This window comes from Rhizobium sp. CB3060 (assembly GCF_025200735.1).
Lineage (GTDB): Bacteria > Pseudomonadota > Alphaproteobacteria > Rhizobiales > Rhizobiaceae > Rhizobium.
Genome location: NZ_CP104158.1, coordinates 1,043,993 through 1,068,373 on the forward strand (window position 1 = coordinate 1,043,993; position 24,381 = coordinate 1,068,373).

General features: G+C 59.3%; 23 protein-coding genes and 1 tRNA gene. 13 read left to right on the top strand and 11 right to left on the bottom strand.

Annotated elements, in window-relative coordinates; all coding sequences use genetic code 11:
* The first annotated feature begins 1 nt into the window (after position 1).
* The gene (locus N2601_RS05115) at positions 2 to 502 is read left to right on the top strand and encodes a GNAT family N-acetyltransferase (protein WP_104822728.1); all 501 of its coding nucleotides are present in this window, start codon (positions 2 to 4) and stop codon (positions 500 to 502) included.
* Here the strand turns inward: N2601_RS05115 and N2601_RS05120 are convergent.
* Positions 495 to 1,154 carry a hypothetical protein gene (locus N2601_RS05120; protein ID WP_104822729.1) on the bottom strand — a complete coding sequence of 220 codons (660 nt, stop codon included), beginning with the start codon at positions 1,152 to 1,154 and terminating at the stop codon, positions 495 to 497. The genes N2601_RS05115 and N2601_RS05120 overlap by 8 nt on opposite strands.
* A 53-nt stretch (positions 1,155 to 1,207) precedes the next feature.
* Here N2601_RS05120 and N2601_RS05125 point away from each other — a divergent pair, with 53 nt between their 5' ends.
* From N2601_RS05125 to N2601_RS05135, 3 genes are all read left to right on the top strand, one after another.
* On the top strand, positions 1,208 to 1,675 hold the full coding sequence (locus N2601_RS05125) for a GNAT family N-acetyltransferase (protein ID WP_260303820.1): 468 nt from the start codon (positions 1,208 to 1,210) through the stop codon (positions 1,673 to 1,675).
* 105 nt (positions 1,676 to 1,780) lie between these two features.
* A complete protein-coding gene (locus N2601_RS05130) occupies positions 1,781 to 2,179 on the top strand; it encodes an NADH:ubiquinone oxidoreductase subunit NDUFA12 (RefSeq protein ID WP_104822731.1) in 399 nt (132 codons plus the stop codon).
* 104 nt (positions 2,180 to 2,283) lie between these two features.
* The gene (locus N2601_RS05135; RefSeq protein ID WP_104822732.1) at positions 2,284 to 2,724 is read left to right on the top strand and encodes a DUF2155 domain-containing protein; all 441 of its coding nucleotides are present in this window, start codon (positions 2,284 to 2,286) and stop codon (positions 2,722 to 2,724) included.
* Between the two features lie 81 nt (positions 2,725 to 2,805).
* Here N2601_RS05135 and N2601_RS05140 read toward each other — a convergent pair whose 3' ends face one another.
* A complete protein-coding gene (locus N2601_RS05140; protein WP_104822733.1) occupies positions 2,806 to 3,444 on the bottom strand; it encodes a DUF1062 domain-containing protein in 639 nt (212 codons plus the stop codon).
* Between the two features lie 34 nt (positions 3,445 to 3,478).
* Here N2601_RS05140 and N2601_RS05145 point away from each other — a divergent pair, with 34 nt between their 5' ends.
* On the top strand, positions 3,479 to 3,646 hold the full coding sequence (locus N2601_RS05145) for a hypothetical protein (protein WP_158704431.1): 168 nt from the start codon (positions 3,479 to 3,481) through the stop codon (positions 3,644 to 3,646).
* A 163-nt stretch (positions 3,647 to 3,809) separates the two neighbouring features.
* On the opposite strand, the gene N2601_RS05150 is transcribed toward N2601_RS05145, so the two are convergent.
* From N2601_RS05150 to N2601_RS05175, 6 genes are all read right to left on the bottom strand, one after another.
* A complete protein-coding gene (locus tag N2601_RS05150) occupies positions 3,810 to 4,766 on the bottom strand; it encodes a DUF2167 domain-containing protein (RefSeq protein WP_104822734.1) in 957 nt (318 codons plus the stop codon).
* A 70-nt stretch (positions 4,767 to 4,836) separates the two neighbouring features.
* On the bottom strand, positions 4,837 to 5,460 hold the full coding sequence (gene aat, locus N2601_RS05155; RefSeq protein ID WP_104822735.1) for a leucyl/phenylalanyl-tRNA--protein transferase: 624 nt from the start codon (positions 5,458 to 5,460) through the stop codon (positions 4,837 to 4,839).
* Positions 5,461 to 5,463: 3 nt separating this feature from the next.
* On the bottom strand, positions 5,464 to 6,816 hold the full coding sequence (gene accC / locus N2601_RS05160) for an acetyl-CoA carboxylase biotin carboxylase subunit (RefSeq protein ID WP_199773538.1): 1,353 nt from the start codon (positions 6,814 to 6,816) through the stop codon (positions 5,464 to 5,466).
* Positions 6,817 to 6,821: 5 nt separating this feature from the next.
* Positions 6,822 to 7,292, bottom strand: coding sequence for an acetyl-CoA carboxylase biotin carboxyl carrier protein (gene accB / locus N2601_RS05165; protein WP_104822736.1), 471 nt, complete (start codon positions 7,290 to 7,292; stop codon positions 6,822 to 6,824).
* Between the two features lie 23 nt (positions 7,293 to 7,315).
* Complete coding sequence (gene aroQ / locus N2601_RS05170; protein WP_104822737.1) at positions 7,316 to 7,753, bottom strand: type II 3-dehydroquinate dehydratase; 438 nt, start codon at positions 7,751 to 7,753, stop codon at positions 7,316 to 7,318.
* A gap of 226 nt (positions 7,754 to 7,979) precedes the next feature.
* Positions 7,980 to 8,747 (bottom strand): DsbA family protein, encoded by a 768-nt coding sequence (locus tag N2601_RS05175; protein ID WP_104822738.1) that lies wholly within the window; start codon positions 8,745 to 8,747, stop codon positions 7,980 to 7,982.
* A 211-nt stretch (positions 8,748 to 8,958) separates the two neighbouring features.
* On the opposite strand from N2601_RS05175, the gene N2601_RS05180 reads away from it, so the two are divergent.
* Positions 8,959 to 10,116 carry a pyridoxal phosphate-dependent aminotransferase gene (locus N2601_RS05180; RefSeq protein ID WP_104825062.1) on the top strand — a complete coding sequence of 386 codons (1,158 nt, stop codon included), beginning with the start codon at positions 8,959 to 8,961 and terminating at the stop codon, positions 10,114 to 10,116.
* Positions 10,117 to 10,328: 212 nt separating this feature from the next.
* Here the strand turns inward: N2601_RS05180 and N2601_RS05185 are convergent, their stop codons facing one another.
* Positions 10,329 to 13,217, bottom strand: coding sequence for an Rne/Rng family ribonuclease (locus N2601_RS05185; RefSeq protein ID WP_104822739.1), 2,889 nt, complete (start codon positions 13,215 to 13,217; stop codon positions 10,329 to 10,331).
* A 768-nt stretch (positions 13,218 to 13,985) separates the two neighbouring features.
* Between N2601_RS05185 and N2601_RS05190 the strand changes: the two genes are divergently transcribed.
* The 3 genes from N2601_RS05190 (at position 13,986) to prfB (ending at position 19,109) form a co-directional block, all read left to right on the top strand.
* The gene (locus tag N2601_RS05190; RefSeq protein ID WP_445945003.1) at positions 13,986 to 15,125 is read left to right on the top strand and encodes an N-acetylmuramoyl-L-alanine amidase; all 1,140 of its coding nucleotides are present in this window, start codon (positions 13,986 to 13,988) and stop codon (positions 15,123 to 15,125) included.
* Positions 15,126 to 15,385: 260 nt separating this feature from the next.
* Positions 15,386 to 17,851 carry a penicillin-binding protein 1A gene (locus tag N2601_RS05195; protein ID WP_104822741.1) on the top strand — a complete coding sequence of 822 codons (2,466 nt, stop codon included), beginning with the start codon at positions 15,386 to 15,388 and terminating at the stop codon, positions 17,849 to 17,851.
* 126 nt (positions 17,852 to 17,977) lie between these two features.
* Positions 17,978 to 19,109 (top strand): peptide chain release factor 2 gene (prfB, locus tag N2601_RS05200; protein ID WP_104822742.1). Its coding sequence is split into 2 segments (ribosomal slippage): positions 17,978 to 18,046 and positions 18,048 to 19,109, totalling 1,131 coding nucleotides; the frame shifts between segments, so codons are not numbered across the junction.
* Between the two features lie 88 nt (positions 19,110 to 19,197).
* Here the strand turns inward: prfB and N2601_RS05205 are convergent.
* Positions 19,198 to 19,971: an NAD kinase gene (locus N2601_RS05205; protein ID WP_104822743.1), complete on the bottom strand. Its 774-nt coding sequence runs from the start codon at positions 19,969 to 19,971 to the stop codon at positions 19,198 to 19,200.
* A 166-nt stretch (positions 19,972 to 20,137) separates the two neighbouring features.
* Here N2601_RS05205 and N2601_RS05210 point away from each other — a divergent pair.
* Positions 20,138 to 20,213 (top strand) — tRNA-Thr (locus N2601_RS05210).
* 91 nt (positions 20,214 to 20,304) lie between these two features.
* Here the strand turns inward: N2601_RS05210 and N2601_RS05215 are convergent.
* Positions 20,305 to 21,201: a LysR family transcriptional regulator gene (locus N2601_RS05215; RefSeq protein WP_104822762.1), complete on the bottom strand. Its 897-nt coding sequence runs from the start codon at positions 21,199 to 21,201 to the stop codon at positions 20,305 to 20,307.
* Between the two features lie 165 nt (positions 21,202 to 21,366).
* On the opposite strand from N2601_RS05215, the gene N2601_RS05220 reads away from it, so the two are divergent.
* The 3 genes from N2601_RS05220 (at position 21,367) to N2601_RS05230 (ending at position 24,247) form a co-directional block, all read left to right on the top strand.
* Positions 21,367 to 22,383, top strand: coding sequence for a zinc-dependent alcohol dehydrogenase family protein (locus N2601_RS05220; RefSeq protein WP_104822763.1), 1,017 nt, complete (start codon positions 21,367 to 21,369; stop codon positions 22,381 to 22,383).
* Positions 22,384 to 22,390: 7 nt separating this feature from the next.
* Positions 22,391 to 22,909 carry a cyclophilin-like fold protein gene (locus tag N2601_RS05225; RefSeq protein WP_104822764.1) on the top strand — a complete coding sequence of 173 codons (519 nt, stop codon included), beginning with the start codon at positions 22,391 to 22,393 and terminating at the stop codon, positions 22,907 to 22,909.
* A gap of 156 nt (positions 22,910 to 23,065) precedes the next feature.
* Positions 23,066 to 24,247, top strand: a complete 1,182-nt coding sequence (locus tag N2601_RS05230) for an MFS transporter (protein ID WP_104822765.1) — start codon at positions 23,066 to 23,068, stop codon at positions 24,245 to 24,247.
* Positions 24,248 to 24,381: the final 134 nt, after the last annotated feature.

The following is a 24,381-nucleotide window of genomic DNA, read 5'->3' on the forward strand; positions in this document are numbered from 1 at the left end:
CGTGTATTTCGTCCGCACGGCCGGCGAACAGGATCTCGGGAAGGTCCGTGACCTTCTCGTAGAGACCTGGCATGCCGCCTATGATCGGCACTACGGCGCGGCGAAGGTCAATGAACTGATCGAGTTTCTGCTTTCGCCGGCCAAGCTGAAAGCGCGGTTGGCGAAGCGGCAATCCGAGTTTCTGGTCGCCGATAATGGCGAGGATATTGGCGGCATGGGTTATGCCGTCATGTCCGAGCAGATGACCAAGACCGTTCTCCTGCACATGCTCTATGTCCGTCCGTCACTGCAACGCAACGGCATCGGCCGCGACATCTTCGCCGAGCTGGAAACCTGCTTTCCGGACGCCGAGGTCATGCGCCTCGACGTCGAGCCAGAAAATGCCGAAGCGATCGCCTTCTACAAAGCCCACGGCTTCACCGAGGTCGGCCGCAACGAGAATGCTGCCCCGGGGCAGTCGGGTATTCCGGCGCTGGTGTTTGAGAAGCGGCTGGCTACGTAACTAGAGTAGCGGATGCAATGTCCGCGCACTGCTTGTGAAACGCCACCATGAGATCAAGAAGTTCCTTCCTTGAAGCCAAAAGATTTGCCATCGCGATATAAACTCGCTGTGTACCGTCTCGGTTGTCTTTTATCCGAAGTCTCGCAGCGGGCGTCGTTTGCTCCAGGCGTACGCCAGAATGCAGCCAGAGCTTGATACTACGTCTATCCCTATATTCGAACAGGCTGAAATCGCTTGGAATTGTTACTTTCCCATACATTCCAGACATGGCCAGGAGGCGCGGAATACCGCGAGAGATTAGACGGACGATCTCTTCATTAGGAGTCCGCGGTTTAAATTTCAGGGCGTCCACATCGATGCGTTCTACTGCGGACCACGGAATGAAACCCAGTCCAAATCGGCTGTCCAATATGCCTTCCGGCCCGATGGTCACGATGGCACTCTTGGATTGCGAGGTAATTATTCGAAGCGCGACAACCACATAGAAGGATACCGGCAACAAAATTAAAATTAAAAGAAGCTTCAATGCAGTGTCGGCGTTTGACACTATGATCATAAACAAAAGCAGCAGCATTAGGGATATTTGCAGGAATGTTTTCAGGTGGAGTTCCGGCATAAAGTATTGAAATGAGTGAGTTTCGCTCGCAGACATTCGGCCCTTCCGAGTAACAGCGTTGCCGTTAAGCTAGACGTAGGTACAACACATTGCCCTCACAAGAACTACTTATCCGCGAAGCAAAAGAATCCGATCTCCCTTCCTTAATCGCCCTCTTCGCCGCCGATGCTCTCGGCGGTCACGCCGACACGACCGATCCCACCGCTTACGAGGATTACCTCCGCGCCTTCCGGACCATCCAATCCTCGCCGGATCAGGCGCTCTATGTCGCCGAGCTGGCGGGCGAGGTCGTCGGCACGTTCCAGACCATGATCACGACATCGCTGACCGGCCGCGGCTCCTCGTCGATGATCATCGAGGCCGTCCAGACGCGGAGCGATCTGCGCGGGCAGGGGATCGGTGCCATGATGATCAATTTTTGCATTGCCGAGGCAAAAGGCCGCGGCGTGCGGCTCGTGCAACTAACCTCGAACGCCCTTCGCAAGGATGCCCATCGTTTCTATGAGAGAATGGGTTTCAAGCCGAGCCATCTCGGCTTCAAGATGGCCTTGAAATGAAGCGCGTTTCCCATGCGAATCTCTGGACAATCCGTTTGTCAGACGGCATAAGCAAACGATCGAATTCTGGTTTCGCCTGCTCCCAACGGGCACAAGGATAAAGACATGTGGAATTTACTCGTGCAAACCTTCACTTGGTGGAATGGTCAGACGATGGGCACCCGCTTTGCGACCTGGCGGTTCGGCAAGCGCGTCGGCGAGGATGAATTCGGCAATGTCTACTACGAGGGCGGCATGTCCTCCTACGGCCTTCCGAAGCGCTGGGTGATCTACAAGGGTTATGCCGAGGCGTCCGCTATTCCTCCGGGCTGGCACGGCTGGATGCATCACCGCACCGACGTTCCGCCGACCAAGGACAATTACGTCGCCAAGGAATGGCAGAAGGCGCACCGCGCCAATCCGACGGGTTCGCCGCAGGCCTATCGTCCGCCCGGCTCGCTGTCCGTTGCCGGCGAACGTCCGCGCGTGACCGGCGATTACGACGCCTGGACGCCCGGCAACTGAGCCTAGAGGGCCGGCCCGTCCTTTGGCCACAATTGGCCTTTAGGCGCAGAACTTGCCGGCTCGTGCTCGGCGCTTTGACCGAGACCAAGCGGAGATTGGCGGATATGACGTTTTTCACGCGGAGCGCTTCTTTGCGTGCGATATCGGGAGTGGCGCTTGCCTTTGCTGCGGGCGTCTTTTTGCCGCCGTCCGCCGAGGCTGCCCGCATCTCCAACCCCGTCGCCGTCTTCTCCGGCCTCGACAAGATCACCGGCCGCATCACCACGTTCGATGTCTACATCAACGAGACCGTGCAGTTCGGCGCGCTGCAGGTGACGCCGAAGGCTTGCTATTCCCGTGACGATACCGAGCAGCAGAAGGTCGACGGCTTTGTCGAGGTGGACGAGATCACCCTCGACCGCCGCATCCGCCGCATCTTCACCGGCTGGATGTTCGCCGACAGCCCGGGCCTCAACGCCGTTGAACATCCGATCTATGACGTCTGGCTGAAAGAGTGCAAGCAGAAGTCGGACATCCCGCCGCCGGACAGCGCCGGCGCCAAGTAACATATTCCTCTTCAGCCATAGCAATGCCGCAAGATTGGCGCGCGAAGGTCAATTCGTCGCGAGCAATCCTACGGCATCCGGTCAGCTGATCTCTTTGCCCAAAACGGCGGCTTTCCAGATCAAATGTCGATCGGCCTCGTCAGAGAGATCGATGACGATGCATGAGCCATTCTTGATCCTACGCCGCATCGCATCGGCGCGATCCGTATGCACCCGAAGTTTCGCGTCTTCGTGCAGAGCCTGAAGCCGGGAGCGTGAGACGTTGAGTTCAGAGGCAAGCAGGCGATCGAGACGGACGTTGAAAGGAAGCGTAACCGCCAGATCGATTTCCAGCATTGTCCAGCAATCCGGTTCGCTCAGTATCTCTTTTTCAACATCTGCATCGGCAAATTCGTCGATGCGTTGGGTCTTGCGCCGCAGCGCATCGAGATCGAATTCTCTGGCTCGTATCCAGTCGGAATCGTTGCCTTGCAGCGCTTCCAGAACAAGCGGATCAAGATCACGAATGGTCTGGCGCTCGAAGAGCGTCCGGTTCCATGTCTTGTCGCAGTCCACGCATTTATAGACGAGCCAGGCGTCGAGTTTCTTGCCGTTGGCGTTGAGTCTGGTCTTGCCGCTGGACTTGAAAGGCTTGGGGCAGCCGCATCCGCTGCAGACGATCCATGGTTGAGGGGCAGTTCGAGGATTGATGGTCCATCGGACCTTGAGACTGTTGCACATACCGTCTTGGTCTTCCGTTCGGAAGTTCACCAAGTTGGCGGTAAGACAAGCCCATTACGGGCGCGGCGTGGCGATGTTTCGGACGGCTGAAGAGCTGAGACAGCAATGGCTGCGCATGGCGCATTTCAACAATGCCAAACCGGTCTCAGGCCACCACCCGATGAACATGATCATACATCCGGCGGCGATGAAGCTGCCCTGACATACGGGGTGAAATTGGATGAGACCGGTATTTACGACGGCAAAGTAGAACCTCAATGCACCAACGCTCTTCAAACGAGCGTTAGCAGATTAAAACGCGGATTTGAAGCCGTGACGCACTGGAGGCCAACGGCCTTTCTCTACACCAGCCGGCCGGACCGCGCTCAAGCGTCGGTGCTTTTATCCCGGCGAAACAGGCCAAGAATCTTGCGCCCCAAGGCGGCAATGCCGGCGATGATGACGATCAGCCCTTTCTTCAATGCCAGGAGCGCTACGCCGAAGCTTTTGAAAAAGCCGAGGACGACGGCCAGAAAGCCGAGTTTTGCTGCAATCTTCACGCCGGCACCGGCCGCGATCATTCCCGCCATGCTGTAGGCGGCGATCTTGTCGCCGTTGACAAAGTCGGCATAGCGCTTGCCGCTGTCATATTGCACGGTGTTGATGACATTCGGGATGGCATTGTTGATTTCCTGCAATTGGTTGAGGCCGGCTACGAAATCGAGCTCCATGACGCCTTCGCGACCGAGCACGCGCACCGAATAGTTCAACGTATGCGGACCACTGGGGTCCTTGCCGAAGACCAGGTCGCGCGCCCAGTGGAGTGCATGGGTTGCCTTGTCATAGTGCGGTGGTTCAGCCCAGCCGACCAGAGTGATCGAAGGGTAGCCTTGCTTCTCGCGTTCGGGATTGTCTCCTTTGATCGCGTCCTGGATTTGTTTCAGCAACGCGTTGTAGTCTGTCGACGCGGCGTCATCGTCGGAGACATGGCCGCCATTGTCATATTCGACGACCGCACCCCAGGTACGCTGATCCGTCGGCGCATATTTCGCCGGGAAGATCATGCCGAGCGTACCTTCGGCGGCATTGCCCGGATTGCCCCAAAGCTGAACCAGTACTTTTCGTGTATCGGCCGGATTGAGATAGTAGAACTGATCGGAAACGTTCAGCGTCGCATTGGCGCCGGGCAATTTGATCGGTCCCTGCTGGAAGTCGATGGTCTTCAGTATGGCTCCCGCGCCGCCCTCGGGCGCGTCGGTGCCGAACATGTCGTGAAAGGATTTGGCCTCGGCCTGCGTTGCGACCAGTGCGGCGAGAAAGGCGATTGCAAGATATGTTTTCAAGATACTACCCCCGGCTGTTGTGCCGAACGTAGCGGATTTCTGGTTTAAATCAACGTATGTACGTGGGTTCTCAACCGTTGGAGAAGCTCAGATTGGGCGATTCCATCGCTTTCTCGAGCATCCTTGTATATTGATCCTTTGGCACGTCGATCGCGCCGAATGTCCTCAGATGCTCGGTGGTGAATTGAGTATCGAGGAGGGTGAAGCCGCGCTGCTTGAGGCGCTCGACCAGATAGACAAGACAGATCTTCGAGGCGTCGGTGCGGCGTGAAAACATGCTCTCCCCGAAGAAGGCCGAGCCTAGCGATACGCCATAGAGCCCACCGACCAGTTTGCTGCCCTCCCAAGCCTCAACGGAGTGCGCATGGCCGATATGGTTGAGGGTCGAATAGAGCGACTTGATGGTCTTGTTGATCCAGGTGCTTGGCCGGCCGCTGGTATGCTCAGCGCAGGCGGCGATAACGGCATCGAAATCCGTGTTGAAACGAATATCGAAGGGCTTGCGACGGATCGTTTTCGTCAGGCTTTTCGAAATGTGGAAAGTGTCGAGCGGCAGCACGCCCCGCAGTTCGGGTTCGACCCAGAAGATTTCCGGATCGTCAGCCGATTCCGCCATGGGGAAGAGACCGATGGAATAGGCGCGCAGCAGAATTTCCGGAGTAATGCCAGGATTTCTGCCGCGCGGCCCTGCCATAGGTTAAGCCGAACCTTTCGCCAGATAGTCTTCCAGCCAATGGATATCGTAATCGCCGTTGGCGATATCCTGGTTGGAAACCAGATCCTGGAACAGAGGCAGCGTGGTCTTGATGCCATCGACCACGAATTCGTCGAGCGCGCGGCGCAGGCGCATCATGCATTCGACGCGGGTGCGGCCATGCACGATCAGCTTGCCGATCAGGCTGTCGTAATAGGGCGGGATTCTGTAGCCCTGGTAGGCGCCCGAATCGATGCGAACGCCAAGGCCGCCCGGTGCGTGGAAATGCGTGATCGTGCCGGGCGAGGGCACGAAGGTGCGCGCGTCCTCGGCATTGATGCGGCATTCGATGGCGTGGCCGTGGAAATGCACGTCTTCCTGCGTCACGGAAAGACCGCCGCCCGAGGCCACGCGGATCTGTTCGTGCACGAGATCGATGCCGGTGATCGCTTCGGTAACCGGATGCTCGACCTGCAGGCGGGTGTTCATTTCGATGAAATAGAACTCGCCGTTTTCATAGAGGAATTCGATCGTGCCGGCGCCGCGATATTTCAGCTTCTTCATGGCGTCGGCGCAGATCTGGCCGATCTTCATCCGCTGCTCGACGTTGAGCGCCGGTGAATTGGCTTCTTCCCAGACCTTCTGGTGGCGGCGCTGCAGCGAGCAGTCGCGCTCTCCGAGATGCACGGCATTCCCTTCGCCATCGCCGAATACCTGGATTTCAATATGGCGCGGCTTGCCGAGATATTTTTCCATGTAGACGGATTCATTGCCGAAGGCGGCTGCCGCCTCGGTGCGCGCCGTCGACCAGGCTTCGAGTACATCGGCTTCCGTGCGCGCCACCTTCATGCCGCGTCCGCCGCCACCGGCGGTCGCCTTGATCAGCACGGGATAGCCGATTTCCTTCGCGGTCCTCAGCGCATCCGCTTCGGTCTTCACTTCGCCGTCCGAACCGGGAACGACGGGAATGCCGAGCTGCTGCGCCGTCGTCTTGGCGGTGATCTTATCGCCCATGATGCGGATGTGATCCGCCGTCGGGCCGATGAAGGTGATGCCATGTGCTTCGAGAATATCGGCGAACTTGGCGTTCTCCGACAAGAACCCATAGCCCGGATGAACGGCGTCGGCACCGGTGATCTCGCAGGCCGCGACGATCTGGTGGATGTTGAGATAGCTCTCGCGCGACGGCGGCGGGCCAATGCACACGCTTTCATCCGCCAGGCGCACATGCATCGCGTCGGCGTCGGCGGTCGAATGCACGGCGACGCTCGCAATGCCGAGCTCCTTGCAGGCGCGCAGCACACGAAGGGCGATCTCTCCGCGATTGGCTATGAGAATCTTCGAAATCATGGGCATGGGGCCTACTCGATGACGACCAGGGCTTCGCCGTATTCGACCGGGCGTCCATCCTGAATGAGGATTTCGGTCACAATACCGGATTTGGGCGCGGGGATCTGGTTCATCGTCTTCATTGCTTCGATGATCAGCAGCGTCTGGCCTTCCTTGACGGAGGCGCCGACCTCGATGAAAGCGGCAGCGCCTGGAGCGGGTGCCATGTAGACCGTGCCTACCATCGGCGCGCTGACGACGTTGTCCGGATTGCGCGACTTGCCGGCAGGTGCGGCCGCTGCAACGGGAGCGGCGGCAGGAGCTGCTGCGGCATAGGCGGGTGCTGCGATCGGTGCCTGAACATATTGAGTCGTGCCGGCGCGCGATACGCGGATGCGCAGATCTTCCTGCTCGACTTCGATCTCGGTCAGATCGGTCTCATTGAGAATATTGGCGAGGTCGCGGATCAGCGCCTGGTCGATACCCAATTTCTTGTCAGCCATGGATGTTTAGCCCTGTATTCTTGTTATTGCGTGATGGATTTCAGCGCATGCAGCGCCAGGATGTAGCTGTGGGGCCCAAAACCGCAGATCATGCCCTTGGCGGCGGGCGCGATCATCGATTTGTGCCGGAATTCTTCGCGTGCGTGGATGTTGGAGATATGAACCTCCACCACCGGAATGGAAATGGCGCGGATCGCATCATGAAGCGCGATCGACGTGTGGCCATAGGCGCCGGGGTTGATGGCGACGCCGGCGGCGACGTCGCCGGCTTCGTGCATCCAGTCGACTAGCACGCCTTCATGGTTGCTCTGGCGAAAGTCGACGACAAAGCCAAGGCTTTCGCCCACGGATTTGCAGTCGGCTTCGATATCCTTGAGCGTCTTGCCGCCATAGATGCCCGGCTCGCGCTTGCCGAGGGCATTCAAATTGGGTCCGTTTAGGACGAAAATGGTTTGCGCCATCAGAGGTTCCGTCAAAGTGCAGCGCAACCTATAGACTCCCGAGGGCGCGTAGGAAAGCCCCCAGGACGTAGGTTGCGCGTGTCTAGGTGTGGAAACGCCCCGATTTTGGCGATTTTACGCATAAGCCCGAAATCGGTTCGACTTCGGAAAGGCTCATACATCTTCTGAGGCGCCACTGTGTCCTTTATGCATCCTGAAAGATGCGCGGCGCAGACATTGCCACGGTTCAGCAGCTCGTCTTGCCGCAACTGCGGACATTGGCGATCTTCTGCTGAATGGCGTCGAGGCCGATTGCGCCGGAGATCGCCTCATTACCGATGACATAGGCCGGCGTGCCGGTGACGTTGAGATCGGTGGCGAGCTGGTACGTGGCCTTGATCGAATCGCTGTTCGGGCTCTTGGCCATTTCAGCGCGAATTGCCGCTTCAGTGACGCCGAGCGAGGTCGCAGCTTCGATGGCGCTGTCTTCCGATGCGCGGCCGTCGCTTCCAAGCAGCGCATGGTGGAATTCAGCATATTTTTCCGGCGCCAGCTTGCGGAACGCATCGGAAACCCGTGCCGCGGCAACCGAATCCGGTCCGAGGATCGGGAATTCCTTCAGCACGAAACGCACATTCGGGTCTTGCTTGAGCAGCGCGTCCATGTCGGGGAGCGCATGGCGGCAATAGGTGCAATTATAGTCGAAGAACTCGACCACGGTGACGTCACCCTTCGGATTGCCAATCGTAACGTCATCCTTGGAATTGAAGATGGCATCCTTATTTTGGGTAACAGCCTGGGCCGACTGAGCGAGGCGCGCCTCGTCCTGTTTCTTTTCAAGCGCCGCTTGCGCGTCCAACAGCACTTCCGGGTGCTCGACGAGGTATTCCTTGATGAACTCCCCGAATTCCTTCTTCTGCTGGTCATCCAGCGCGGCCGCGGGCTGAACCATGGCAAGCGACGCGGCAATGGCGATCGCTGAGGCGGCCAGCAGGGTTTTGGAAAAAAGGGTCATTGGGTCCTCGTTTGAGTAGGTGCTGAGACTCATCGTCCGGTTCGGGATATCACCGCCAGGTTAAAATCCCGAAATTTGTATCGGCAATTTACGGTGCATGCTTATTTCCAGAAACAGGAATTTTCACGACAAAGCCGCAATCGCGGGATTGTGAACAGGCTAATATTGCGGCAATTGTCTGGCTTTAATCCGATCCGAGAAAGAATTGACCTTGTTTTCCCTATCCAAACGCAGCGATGTCGAACCCTTCCACGCCATGGATGTGCTGGCGGAGGCGACCCGTCGGCGTCAGGCGGGGCATGCCGTCATTTCGATGGCCGTCGGCCAGCCGTCGCATCCGACGCCCAAGGCAGCACTTGAGGCAGCACGCACGGCACTCGGGCACGGACGCATCGGCTACACGGACGCACTGGGCACGCTGGCGCTGAAACAGGCGCTAGCGGTTCATTACCAGGTTCGCCATGGGCTGAGCATCGATCCCATGCGGATCGCGATCACGACAGGTTCGTCGGCCGGCTTCAACCTCGCCTTTCTGACGCTGTTCGATCCTGGCGACAGCGTCGCCATCGCAAGGCCCGGCTATCCAGCCTATCGCAATATTCTTGCTGCTCTCGGGCTCGATGTCGTCGAAGTGCCCGTCACCGCCGAAACGCAATTCACGTTGACGCCGGAAAGCCTGGAGGCGGCGCAAGCGGCCAGCGGCAAGCGGCTGAAGGGCGTACTGCTTGCAAGCCCCGCCAATCCTACCGGCACGGTGACCGGCAGGGCGGCGCTGAAGGCGCTTGCCGATTATTGTGCCGACCGTTCGATCGCTTTCATTTCCGACGAAATCTATCATGGACTGACCTTCGTCGGCGAAGAGACGAGCGCTCTGGAACTGACCGATCAGACCATCATCATCAATTCCTTTTCGAAATATTATTGCATGACCGGCTGGCGCATCGGCTGGATGGTGCTGCCGGAGCGCCTGGTGCGCCCGATCGAGCGCGTTGCTCAGAGCCTTTACATTTCGGCGCCGGAGCTCTCGCAGATCGCCGCCGCCGCAGCACTCGGGGCAGGGGCCGAATTGGACGTCTACCGCGAAAGCTACCGCCATAACCGCGATTTCCTGATGCGCCGTCTGCCCGAAATTGGCTTTTCCATCGCGTCGCCGATGGACGGCGCCTTCTACGCCTATGTCGATGTCAGCCGCTTTACCAACGACAGCATGGCCTTCGCCCGCAAGATGCTGGCTGAAATCAACGTCGCCGCCACACCGGGCCTCGATTTCGATCCGATCGAAGGACACCGCGCGATGCGCATCTCCTATGCCGGCTCGAACGCGGAGATCGAGGAAGCGGCAGAACGCATGGCGGCGTGGCTGAAATAGGCTCTTCGATCAGAGGTTTACGGCGAGTTTTGAAGATTTGCACCGAACGGAGATCACTCCGTCCTCCGCGGCAATTCCACCCTATCCGCTGAAATGCGCCTCAGTTCGCGGAAATGCCGATCATCGGCCGCGGTTGCTTGCCGTCTTCCAAAACAAAAATCCGGCCGCGTTGCCACTGCCGGATTTGTTTATTTCGTTCCGAACAGCAGCGTTCAGAAGAAGCCACGGCGCTGCCACCAGCCGGCTTTCTTCGGCTTGGTCGGCTCGCCATCGCCGTCGCCGCCCTCGCTGGTGCGGGTGGACTTGACCACCGGCTCGGAGGAGGAGACGTTCGACTCGCGGTTGGCGCGAGCCGGCTTGGCTGCGGCCTCGATCACTTCGGGCTCCGCAGCGGCGACCGGTTCGGCGGCCTTGTCGAGATCGCCGGCAACTTCGGCAACCGTTTCAGCCTCGGCGTCGATCACGGACACTTCTTCAGTGACCGGTACCTCGACGGGCGATGCTTCCGCCTTCGGCTTGCGGCGGCTGCGGCCCTTGGCGGGCTTCACGTCTTCAACGACGACGGCCGCGGTTTCGACAGCCGCCATTGCCGGCTCGCTTTCGACGGCGGCTTCGCCTTCGGCGACCGCGATATCGGCAACGGTTACAGCGACATCGCTTTCGCCGTCATCCTCATCGTCAGCGCCTTCGTCGGAACCGGCTTCACCGCCGGCGGCTAATTCGTTGCCTTCGCCGTCGCGATTGCGACGCCCGCCACGCTTGCCGCGGCGGCGGCGCTTGCGCTTCTGCTGGCCATCATCGCTGGACACGGCCGCGACTTCGCCGCTGCTGCCGGTATCGTCCTCGTCGCCTTCATCCGCTTCGTCATCGCCTTCCTCGCGGGATGCATCGGCCGATTCGGAGGCTACCTGGGCGTCACCGCCACGACCGCGACGACGGCGGCGGCGCTTGCGCTTGCGGCCACCTTCATTATTTTCGGAGCGCGCTGCGGGCTGCTGTTCGACGCTAGCGGCCTTTTCTTCGAGCTCTTCGTCTTCGTCCTCATCTGCCTCGATGACGATATCGTCGTCATCATCCTCCGGAATGGCGGCGAAGTTGAACAGGGATTCGATCTTCACCGGATTTTCCACCGGCTCGCCGCGGTCGATCGCGAAATGCTGCGTGCCGACGGCATTGTCCGCGCCGATGACGATGGCGACGCCGAAGCGGTTTTCGTAATCGACGATCGTCTGACGCTTGTGATTGAGCAGATAGAGCGCAATGTCCGGCGTCGTACGCACGGTGATGTCGTGCGTCGTGTTCTTCAGCAGGTATTCCTCGATGCCGCGCAGAACATGCAGCGCAACGGAGGACTGCGAGCGAACATGACCGGTGCCGCCGCAATGCGAGCAGATCTGCGTCGTGCTTTCGAGAACCGAAGCGCGGATGCGCTGGCGCGACATTTCCAGAAGGCCGAAATGCGAGATACGGCCGACTTGGATGCGGGCGCGGTCGTTCTTCAGGCATTCCTTCAGCTTCTTCTCGACGGCGCGGTTGTTGCGCTTTTCTTCCATGTCGATGAAGTCGATGACGATCAGGCCGGCAAGGTCGCGCAGGCGAAGCTGGCGGGCAATTTCCTCGGCAGCTTCCAGATTGGTCTGGAGCGCGGTGTCCTCGATCGAGTGTTCGCGGGTCGAGCGGCCGGAGTTGACGTCGATCGAAACCAGCGCTTCCGTCTGGTTCATGATCAGGTAGCCGCCCGAGCGCAAAGTCACCTGCGGCTGCAGCATGCGGTCGAGCTGCGCCTCGATGCCGGAGCGCGAGAAAATCGGATGGATGTCGCGATAGGGCTGAACCACCTTGGCATGGCTCGGCATCAGCATCTTCATGAAGTCTTTCGCTTCACGATAGCCTTCTTCGCCGGCAACGATGATCTCGCCGATATCCTTGTTGTAAAGGTCGCGGATCGAGCGCTTGATCAGGCTGCCTTCTTCGTAGACGAGGCAAGGCGCTGTCGAAGCGAGTGTCAACGTGCGGACGTTTTCCCAGAGGCGCATCAGATATTCGAAGTCACGCTTGACCTCGACCTTGGTGCGGTTGGCGCCGGCGGTACGCAGGATGACGCCCATGCCCTGCGGCACTTCGAGCATCTTGGCGATTTCCTTCAGGCGCTTGCGGTCCTGCGGATTGGTGATCTTGCGGGAGATACCACCGCCGCGCGCCGTGTTCGGCATCAGAACCGAGTAGCGGCCTGCGAGCGAAAGATAGGTGGTAAGTGCTGCGCCCTTGTTGCCGCGCTCTTCCTTGGCAACCTGCACCAGCAGGATCTGCCGACGCTTGATGACTTCCTGAATGCGATACTGTTTCCGCGGCTTGCGCTGCGTGCGGTCCGGAACCTCTTCCATCGCGTCTTCGGCGCCGACGGATTCGATTACTTCTTCTTCCTGGTCGTGATCATCGTCGTCGTCATCGTCGTGACGGCGCTTGGAAACATCGACATCCTCGGAAATCGAATCGGTTTCGACCATCGCGGCCATCTCGCCGGACGGGCCGCCTTCTTCATCTTCGCTCGGCGCGTCGACTGTAGCGATCGCTTCGGCTGCAGGAGCCTCCTCGGCGGCAGCTTCAGCGACCACCTTCTTGCGGCTGCGGCGTGGCTTGGCCTTCTTCGCCGGAGCTTCCTCGACGGGAGCAGCCGCTACCTCAGGGGCAAGGGCTTCTTCCGTCACCGCGACTTCCGCCTCGTCCTTCTGGACGATGCCGATGTCGGGCTGTTCCTGCTGGGAAAGATCGAGCGCCGTTTCGACATGCTCGACATCGTCGTCGCGGCGATGCTCTTCGGCTTCCGCCTTCAGGAGCGCCTGCCGGTCGGCGAGCGGAATCTGGTAGTAGTCGGGATGGATTTCGGCAAAGGCCAGGAAGCCATGCCGGTTGCCGCCGTAATCCACGAAAGCGGCTTGCAGCGAGGGCTCAACCCTCGTCACCTTGGCGAGATAGATATTGCCGCGGATTTGCTTCTTGTGCTGCGACTCGAAGTCAAATTCTTCTATGCGGTTCCCGCGAACGACAACAACACGCGTCTCTTCCTCGTGAGACGCATCGATAAGCATTTTGTCTGCCATGTAAGCTGTGCTCCTCGGCGCCGGCATGCGGAAAGGCGCCGGCCGGTCGCTAGGACAGGCTGGTTGCACTCCACTATTGCTGCACCGGATAATGAAAGTCGCGATTGGTTGTTTTGCGATGACGATGACAGCAGCCAGACAGCGGCCGGGACATCAGTTCCCCGGGGTCTGTTCACTTCTTGAAAAAGCTGCTGCGGTACCATCCGTAACCAAGCGAGATCGACAATGCCTTAGACCCAACAAACGGGTCCGATGAATGTGCTCTCTTTAAAGAGCGTTTGGTGGCTCTCCACCGATGAATTTCCCGCGCAAAACCGGAAATTCAGATATCCAGTATGGGAGCAGAAGCACTGTAGACGGCGGATGACGGCCGCTTATGGCGCCTAGTACTCGAGGCGGCTGCCTTTGCGGCGACTCTATCCCGTCAACACTTCTACCCTAATATGCGTTGTATGTTTTATCTGTCACAATAGCAAGGGGAAAGCCAAGTATGCCATAATATTGATGGATTCGTCGGATGATGAAGGTGCGGGGACGGCGTTTCCGATTCTTCTCCCGGCACGCCATCACATCGGCACTATCGCGTCATCCGTGGTTTTCCCGTTATTTTTGGACTTCAAAAACAACGTCGAAATCAATATGGGGCGCGGTGGGCGATAGTTAAAGGGATTGCGGCATGCGACGGAGAATGGCGTGAGGGCTTTGCGAATTGCAGCGGTGGCCCTCGCAGTGACGGCTCTTCCGATTCTCTCGCCGCTTGCGACGGCCATGGCCGCCGCCGATCCATTGCTCGCCTATGGCGCACGCATCGCCGGCGACGATGCCCGCACCCGTATCGTCATCGATATGGATCGCGAGCCGACCTTCACGGTCCATTATCTTGACAACCCCGTACGCGTCATCGTCGACCTTCCGGCAACCGCCTTCGGTTTCCCCGCAGCCGATCTGAAGCCGATCGGCCTCTTCAAGGATATCCGCTACGGCACCATGGATGAGGACAGCGCCCGCATCGTGCTGACGGCGGCCAAGCCGGTGAAGCTGGTCATGGCCAAGGTGCAGCCCGACGAAAGCGGCAAGGGGCATCGCCTCGTGCTCGATGCTGAGATACTGCCTGCCGGGCAGTTTGCGGATCTTATCAAGCAGCAGAGCTGGACCAACGATGACACCGCAAAGGATGTCGGTCCGGTGGCACCGATCGAAAGGGCCGATCCGAGCAGCTTCCTCGTGGCGGTCGACGCCGGTCATGGCGGGATCGACGCCGGCGCAACGGCCAGCGATGGCGTCACCCAGGAGAAGGACATCACACTCGCCTTTGCCAAGCTCCTGGCCGACAAGCTGAACGCCAAGCCCGGCATCAAGGCTTTCCTGACGCGCGACAATGATGAATATCTGTCGCTGTCGCAGCGCGTGACCATCGCCCGGCAGAATCACGCCTCACTGTTTATCTCGCTGCATGCCGACACGCTGAAGCAGAAGGATATCCGCGGCGCCACGGTCTATACGATCTCCGACAAGGCCTCCGACAAGCTCGCCAGCGAAGTCGCCGACCGCGAAAACAATTCCGACCAGCTTGCCGGCGCCGAGACGCAGGCCCAGCCTGCCGCCGTCGCGGATATTCTAATGGACCTGACCCGGCGTGAGACGCAGGCTTTTTCCATCTCGCTGGCGCGGGATGTGCTCACCTCGTTCAATGGCCAGATCTCGATGATCAACAACCCGCATCGCCATGCCGGCTTCCGCGTGCTGCAGGCGCCGGATGTTCCCTCCATTCTCCTCGAGCTTGGCTTCCTCTCGAACAAGGATGATGAGAAACTTTTACTCGATCCCGATTGGCGGCAGAAATTGGCGGATCGGCTGACTGATGCGGTACAGCAGTACCGCGTTTCGACCATCGCGAATGGCGGCTGAGACGGTAGAATAGCGGCGCCGTTCGTGTCTTCCATGTAACAGCCGTTGCTAATGGGCTGGGATGAAGTGAGGAATACCAGCGGTGAGCCCTATTTTGCTCACATTCCCGCCGTTACACCAAAGTATTGTTTGCCGCGGTCGGCATGCACGGCTTTATGCCGTTGCCGTCTTGCATTCACGCCCCGAGCGTGCAAAACGCCCGTGAATGTGCGATGGTCTCGCGCATGCGCCGCATGAAGAAGAAGCACCGGTAGCATCATATGGTCAGACTGATTGGATATTTCTTTGGGCTGGGCTGCCTCCTGTTCCTGGGTGCGGCGGCGGCGGCGGCTATTTATCTGAGCGTCGTTTCCAAGGATCTGCCGGATTATGAGGTGCTCGCCAAATACGCGCCGCCGGTGACGACCCGCATTCATGCGGGCAACGGTGCCTTGATGAAGGAATATTCGCGCGAGAACCGGCTTTTCCTGCCGATCCAGGCCATTCCCGATCGCGTCAAGGCCGCTTTCCTCTCGGCAGAAGACAAGAACTTCTACAATCATCCGGGCGTCGATGTCGGCGGCCTGATGCGCGCCGTCGCCGTAAACCTTCAGAATATCGGTTCCGGCCGCCGTTTCGTTGGCGCATCGACCATCACCCAGCAGGTCGCCAAGAACTTCCTGCTTTCGGCCGACCAGACCTTCGACCGCAAGATCAAGGAAGCGATCCTCTCCTTCCGCATCGAACAGGCCTACAGCAAGGACAAGATCCTCGAACTCTATCTGAACGAGATCTATTTCGGCCTCAATTCCTATGGCATCGCCGGTGCGGCGCTGACCTATTTCGACAAGTCGGTCAACGAGCTGACGATTGCCGAATCGGCTTATCTCGCTTCGCTGCCCAAGGGCCCGTCCAACTACAATCCGTTCCGTCACCCCGATGCTGCGATGACCCGCCGCAACTGGGTTATCGACCGCATGGTCGAGAATGGCTATGTCAGCCAGAGCGACGGCGAAGAAGCCAAGAAGCAGCCGCTCGGCGTTGCGCCGCCAAAGAGTGGCCCGTCGCTCTTCGCCTCCGATTATTTTGCCGAAGAAGTCCGCCGCCAGTTGATCGACCAATATGGCGAGAAAACCCTCCTCGAGGGCGGGCTTTCGGTCCGCACCTCGCTGGATCCGCAGATCCAGATCGAAGCACGCAAGGCGTTGCAGGACGGACTGGTCGACTACGACGAGCGCCGCGGCTTCCATGGCCCGATCAAGCAGATCGCGACATCGCAGGATTGGGGTCCGGAACTCGCCAAGATCCCGGCCTTGAGTGATGTGCCGGAATGGCAGCTCGCCGTCGTGCTTTCCGTGTCCGATCAAACGGTCGATATCGGCCTGCAGCCAAGTGTCGACGCCGCGGGTAAGGTCGCGAACGATCGCAAGCGTGGTACGATCGCCGTAGCCGACATGCGTTGGGCTTTCCGCTCGGCGGGTGGCAGCAAGACGGCGAAATCGCCGACCGGCGTGTTGAACCCCGGTGACGTGATCTATGTCCAGAAGAGCGGCGATGCCGATTCGAGCGCCTATCGCCTGCGCCAGCCTCCGAAAGTGCAGGGCGGCCTCGTCGTGATGGACCCGCATACCGGCCGCGTGCTCGCCATGGTCGGCGGTTTCTCCTATGCGCAGTCGGAGTTCAACCGCGCTACCCAGGCTAAACGCCAGCCCGGCTCGTCCTTCAAGCCCTTCGTTTACGCGGCGGCCATGGACAATGGCTATACACCGGCGTCGGTCATTCTTGACGATCCGCTCCAGATCACGCTCAGCAACGGACAGGTGTGGAAGCCGGAAAACTACGAAGGCGAGGGCGGCGGCGCCCATACGCTTCGCTTTGCCATCGAGCATTCGCGCAACCTGATGACCGTGCGTCTCGCTGCGGATATGGGCATGCCGCTGGTCGCCGAATATGCCGACCGCTTCGGCATCTATGACCGCATGAACCCGGTTCTTGCCATGGCGCTTGGCGCCGGCGAGACGACGGTGCTGCGCATGGTTTCCGCCTATTCGGTCATCGCCAATGGCGGCAAGCAGATCAAGCCGACATTGATCGACCGCATTCAGGACCGCTATGGCGCGACCATCTTCAAGCACGAAGAGCGCGTCTGCGACGCCTGCAATGTCAGCGATTGGCAGAATCAGGATGAGCCAGTCATCGCCGACAACCGCGAGCAGGTGCTCGATCCGATGACTGCCTATCAGGTGACTTCGATGATGCAGGGCGTCGTCATCCGCGGCACGGCCGCCGGCAAGATCAAGCTGAACACCGATGTCGCCGGCAAGACCGGTACGACCAACGATGAAAAGGACGCCTGGTTCGTCGGCTTTACGCCGAGCCTCGTTGCCGGCCTTTATGTCGGCTACGACACGCCGAGCACACTCGGCCGCGGCGCGACCGGTGGCTCGATCGCCGCGCCGATCTTTAACGAGTTCATGCAGGCCGCCACCAAGGATGAGCAGCCGGAGAAATTCCAGGTTCCGGCGGGCATGAATATGATGGCCGTCAACCGCGCGACCGGCATGGCCGCGCAGCCCGGCGATCCCGATGCCATCATGGAAGCCTTCAAGCCCGGCACTGGTCCTGCGACCACCTATACGGTCATCGGCGGCGGCGATGCGTCGGCGCAGGTCGCGCCCGAGGAAATTCTGAAGACCTCGCCGCAGGCGAACCAGGCAGTCACATCAGGTGCGGGCGGTCTCTTCTGATCCTGGTCGATTTGTCCAATGATCATGCGGCGGGGCTTTACAGTCGCGGCATGTGTATCTATGTCACCAGCACTCTTTGAATTGAACAGCCGTTCATAGCGAACGGCCGAATAAAGAAGCAGGAACATGCGAGCGGAAATCGAGAATGTAGTCGACGAAACCAAGCAGGCCATAAGCCTGCTGAGGAGGCATCTTTGACTGGGATCAGGCGATAAGACGACTGGACTGGTTGAACAACAAGGCAGAGGACCCGACCCTCTGGAACGATGCCTCCGAAGCGCAGAAGCTGATGCGCGAGCGCCAGCAGCTTGATGACGGCATCAACGGCGTGCGTGCGCTTGAGCAGCAGCTTGCCGACAATGTCGAACTGATCGAGCTTGGCGAGGAAGAGGGCGATGCCGACGTCGTCCGCGAGGCCGAAGAGGCCCTCAAGAGCTTGAAGACGGAAGCTGCGCGCCGGCAGGTGGAAGCCATGCTTTCGGGCGAGGCCGATTCCAACGATACCTACCTCGAAGTCCATTCCGGCGCCGGCGGCACCGAGAGCCAGGACTGGGCGAACATGCTGCTGCGCATGTACACTCGCTGGGCAGAGCGTCAGCGCTTCAAAGTGGAATTGCTCGAAGTCCATGACGGCGAAGAAGCCGGCATCAAATCGGCGACGCTGCTGGTCAAGGGCCACAATGCCTATGGCTGGCTGAAGACCGAATCGGGCGTTCACCGCCTGGTTCGCATCTCGCCCTATGACAGCAATGCCCGCCGTCACACCTCCTTCTCGTCGATCTGGGTCTATCCGGTCGTCGACGATTCGATCCAGATCGAGATCAACGAGGGCGACTGCCGCATCGACACCTATCGTTCGTCCGGCGCCGGCGGCCAGCACGTCAACACGACCGACTCGGCGGTGCGTATCACGCACATCCCGACCGGCATCGTCGTGCAATGCCAGCAGGAACGCTCGCAGCACAAGAACCGCGCCAAGGCCTGGGACATGCTGCGCGCCCGCATGTACGAAGCGGAATTGATGAAGCGGGAAGAGGCCGCCAACGCCGAAGCCGCCTCGAAGACCGATATCGGCTGGGGCCACCAGATCCGCTCCTACGTCCTGCAGCCTTATCAGCTCGTCAAGGACTTGCGCACCGGCGTCGCCAGCACGGCCCCAGATGACGTGCTCGATGGCGATCTCAACGAGTTCATGGAAGCTGCCCTCGCGCACCGCATCAGCGGCGCGGCCGACGCGGTGGTGGACGACGTGGATTAAGAGCAAGATTTATTGGATCGAAGAAAGGCCCCGGAGACGGGGCTTTTTTGTTGGCTGGAATGCCGCTCTTGCGATGCGCAAGTATTTCTTAATCCGAAAACTGCTCCGCCAATATCCGCTCCGACCACGACCTGTCTGGATCGGAGAGAATACGCGCCGTCGTGTCTTCGGTCTGGGCGATCTTGACGCCCACGACCGATTTGACTTCGGTGTTGTCGGCAACCGCATTGACCGGGCGTTTTTCTGCCTCCAGCACGGTGATGTCGATCGTCACCTTGTTGGGCAGGAGGGCGCCGCGCCAGCGGCGAGGGCGGAAAGCGCTGACTGGGGTGATGGCGAGCAGCGGTGCCTCGAGCGGCAGGATGGGGCCGTGAGCGGAGAGATTATAGGCGGTGGAACCGGCCGGCGTCGTCACCATCAGCCCGTCGCAGATCAGTTCCGGCAGACGGACATGGCCGTCGATCTCGACCTTCAGCTTGGCCGCCTGATAGGACTGGCGAAACAATGACACCTCGTTGATGGCAAGCGCGACGGATGTGCTGCCGTCTGCGTTGCGCGTGCTCATCTGCAGCGGATGAAAGGCATTTTCGACAGCCGCTTCGATGCGTTCGGCCAGGCATTCGGTACGATAATCGTTCATCAGGAAGCCGATGGAGCCGCGATTCATGCCATAGACGCGCTTGCCGGAATTCATCGTATTGTGCAGCGTCTGCAGCATGAAGCCATCGCCGCCGAGCGCAACGACGATATCCGCATCTTCCTGCGGCGTCTGGCCGTAAAGACGAATCAATTCCTCCCGCGCGCTTTGGGCTTCCGGCGCGGTCGATGCGAGAAAACAAACAGACTGAAAAGCGCGTGACATGCAATGTCCTTTGAATAATCGTACTAGGTAATGATATTCCCCCTACGCGACAAGACGTTTTGCAAAGACTGGTGAATAGGCAGGCGCTTCGATCCGCTCCATCAAAGCCAAACTGCCGATTTTCCCTTTACAGGAAATCAAAATCTGCTACTTGGCATGCCGATGTGCCCTTGTAGCTCAGTTGGTAGAGCACCTGATTTGTAATCAGGGGGTCGCGGGTTCGAACCCTGCCGGGGGCACCATCATGATCCAGAGATCACTATGCTTTCCCCAATCTTCTGAAATTTGCGACCTATTTTGCGGCTCGAGACTTTCTGGAAAATGCCTCACAGGCTACCAGCTCCTTTGCCGAAGCGCGTCCACGATCACAGAAAATGCCGGCAAATTCTGGCGCCTGCTGGGATAGTAGAGGTAATATCCGGCAAATTTCGGTGACCAGTCGTCGAGCACGAGCTGCAGCCGCCCTTCTGCCAGATGCTGCTCGACGAAGCTTTCCGGTACGTAGGCTATGCCATAGCCTCGAAGAGCGGCATCGACCATCTCGGCATCCGTGTTGAAAGTAAGCTGCCCTTCGACCCTGACGCGAACCTCCTCGCCATCCTTCTCGAACTCCCAGGCATAGAGCGCTCCGATCCTGTCAATGCGCCTGTTGATGCAATTATGGCGCATGAGTTCCTGCGGCGTCCTTGGCACGGCTCGCGTCATGAAATAACCGGGAGACCCAACAGCCACCAATCTCCAATCCGGTCCGATCCGCACCGCCACCATGTCTTTCTCAAGACTTTCGCCGAGTCTCACACCAGCGTCGAAGCCATCCTCAACGATGTTGCGGAAGCTGCTATCGACGCTGAGTTCCAGCTTGATGTCCGGATAGTCCGCGAGCATGGGGGATAGTTTGGGCCAAACGACGCTTTCCATGGCGTGATGGGACAATGTGATTCTGACGGTACCGGCCGGCTTGTCCCGATAGGCCATCAACGCCTCTATGTCGGCTTCTATTTCAGAAATGCGCGGCGCCAGGGATTGCCGGAGACGTTCGCCGGCCTCCGTCGTTCCCACACTTCGCGTCGTGCGGGTCAGAAGCCGAAGCCCCATTCGTGCTTCGAGTTGCTTGACGGCATAGCTGAGGGTGGATTGGGCAATTCCCAACTTTGCCGCGGCTTTGGTGAAGCTGCGTTCTTCGGCAACCGCGAGGAATAAGAGTAATTCGTTGAAGTTTTCCCGCGCCACAACAGGTCCTCCGCCTGATCCGATCGATATCTATTACAAGCGAATTTCGATAAGTCCATGCAAATTGGCGCGGCTAATGCAGGCTATCGATCGGTGCTATCTGTTTCTCCCATCAAGTTTGAACAAGGGCACTTCGCCCCGATGGCCAAAGAACCGGAGAAATCCATGCTCGGAACAGTCCTTCACGCCCCCGGCGACATCCGCTGCGAGGAAGTCGCAGAACCCAAAATCCTGAGGCCCACCGACGCCATCATCAAGCTTTCGGCGTCCTGCGTCTGCGGCTCCGATCTCTGGCCGTATCGCGGAATTCAGGCCGTGACCGCGCCGCAGCATATGGGCCATGAATACTGCGGCGTCGTGGTCGAGGTTGGAAGCGACGTGAAGACTATCCGGCCCGGCCAGTTCGTCGTCGGCTCGTTCTGCCTCTCGGACAATACCTGCCCGCATTGCCGGTACGGTTTCCAGTCCTCCTGCGAACACCGCGAATTCATGTCCGGCGCGCAGGCGCCATACGCGCGTATCGCACTGGCTGACGGTACGTTGGTTGCGACCGACACCATGCCGTCCGAAGACCTGATCCCGAGCCTGCTCGCCGCATCCGACGTGCTCGGCACGGGCTGGTATGCCGCTGATGCCGCGCGCGTGACGCCGGGCTGCACGGCGGTTGTGGTGGGCGACGGCGCCGTCGGCCTCATGGGCGTGCTGTCGGCAAAACAGCTTGGCGCCGGGCACATCATTGCCATGAGCCGCCATAAGCAGCGCCAGGAACTCGCCCTCGAATATGGCGCCACCGACATCATCACAGAGCGGGGCGACGCGGGCGTTGCAAGAGTGAAGGAATTGACCGGAGGCGTTGGCGCCGATTCCGTCCTTGAGTGCGTCGGCACCCAGGAATCGATGCTGCAGGCGATCAACTGCGCCCGTCCAGGCGGCTCGATCGGCTATGTCGGCGTGCCGCATGGCGTTGAGCTGGACGGGCAGATGCTGTTCTTCCAACAGAAGAACCTGCTGGGCGGTCCGGCACCGGTGCGTCGCTTCCTGCCGCATCTCATCGATCTCATCATGACCCGGCAGATCAATCCCGGCAAAGTCTTCGATCTCGAAGTGCCGCTCACCGATGTCGCCCAAGGCTACAAGGCCATGGACGAACGCAGTGCCATCAAGACGCTCCTTCGGATGTGAGGACGTCATGACCCTGAAACGATCTACGAGGTTGGCGGCGGTGCTTGCATTGGGATGCCTGGGACTAGCGGGCATCATTCAAGCCAAATCGAGTAACACGACAGAAGACAGCGCCGTGCACAGCAATTTGAGAAAGCCGAGCGACAAGACAATCGCGATACGCATCGGTGAAAAGACGTTTGCTGTCGATCTCTACGACAACGAGACGGCCAAAGACCTGATCACCAAACTGCCGCTCACCTTAAAAGCCGGCAATTATCCTGGCTATGACGAGAAGGTCATCCGGCTGAAAGACGGGCTTTCAATGAAGGGGGCGCCTCGTGGCGACGAGCCTGAGATCCCGGAAGTGGGCTATTACGAGCCCGGTCAATGGATTGCGCTTTATTATGGTTACATCGGCTACTGGCCAGGAAAAGTCCCGCTGGGACGCATTCACGCGAGCGTGGACGAAGTTCGCGCGATCCCGGACGGTGCACCGGTAACCATCGAGGTCAGCAACGGACTGACGGGCAAGAACGAGAACTAGGCGGCGCGGCCCGCGCGCATCTTCGAAAACCTGATCGCATGAGACTCAAGCTGGGTGAGGCCGGCGCGCCGGCACGATCCCTGTCGTTCCCTCAGCAGGCTCAGACACTCCAATACGTCCTGAACGATCCGCTCCAAGCCATTGACGGAAAGCAATATGGAAACCACCTACGACAACCAGATCGAAAGCACGGCAAGTCCGTGGGGTATTGTCATCTGCATGACGCTGATGACATTCACGCTCGTTGCCTCGGAATTCCTGCCTGTCAGCCTGCTGACACCAATCGCCGACGAACTGAGCATAACGGTGGGGCAGGCCGGACAAGCGATTTCCGTTTCGGGGTTCTTTGCCGTCGTCACCAGCCTGTTCAGCAATGCGCTCTTGGCACGCCTGGACCGACGCGCAGTGGTGCTTTCCTACACAGGCGTTCTCGTGCTTTCCGGTCTGGCAATCACATTCGCGCCCAACTACCTCGTGTTCATGGTCGGCCGCGCCCTGATCGGCGTGTCGATTGGCGGCTTCTGGTCGCTGTCCACGGCTATCATGGCGCGTATTGTATCCGGCCCGGACCTACCTAAAGCTCTTGCCATGCTGCAAGGAGGAAGCGCCCTTGCAAGTGTTGTCGCTCAACCATTGGGGAGTTTCCTCGGCGGGTTGATCGGCTGGCGAGGCGCATTCTTTATTATGGTGCCGATCGCGATCATAGCCTTCATATGGCAGGTCTTTGCACTGCCGAAAATACCGGGAGGCGGGGCCGGTTCGGTTCGCGGTACATTCGGGCTGCTGCGCAATCGTACCTTCGCCATCGGTATGGCGGCCATGACCTTCTTCTTCATGGGACAGTTTGCACTGTCCACCTATTTGCGGCCGTTCCTTGGGGATGTGACCGGCCTTGACGTCAACGGCCTTTCGCTCGTTCTCCTTGGGATCGGCCTGGCAGGCCTTCTGGGAACCTCGTTGATCGGCTTCCTGCTGCGCTCGCATCTGAGCACGGTTCTGGTGGGTTTCCCCGCCGTGCTGATGCTCATCGCGGTGTTGTTGATACCGCTTGGCCCATCTGCCCTGACAATAGCGGCGCTCCTTGCTCTTTTCGGCCTGTTTGCCACTCCTATTCCAGTGGCTTGGGGTACCTGGCTGACGCGCATCATACCGTCAGAGCTTGAAGCGGGAGGCGGGCTTCAGGTTGCGCTCATCCAGTTCGCCATAACATTTGGTGCCTTCACAGGCGGCATGCTCTTCGACAGTGCCGGCTGGTGGAGCCCGTTCGCGTACAGCGCTATCCTCTTTATGGTTTCGAGCGTGGTCGCGGTCGGCGTGACACGCTTGCGGCCGAGGTGACGCCATGCAGTGACGTTCGACCTGCTTCGGCAATAGACACGCTCATTCAGCGGCTTAACCGAGTTGTTTTCCCTGCAGCCCTCGATGCAGGAAATCGGCGGCTGCTTCATTCAATTGTAACGCCGCTGCACTTT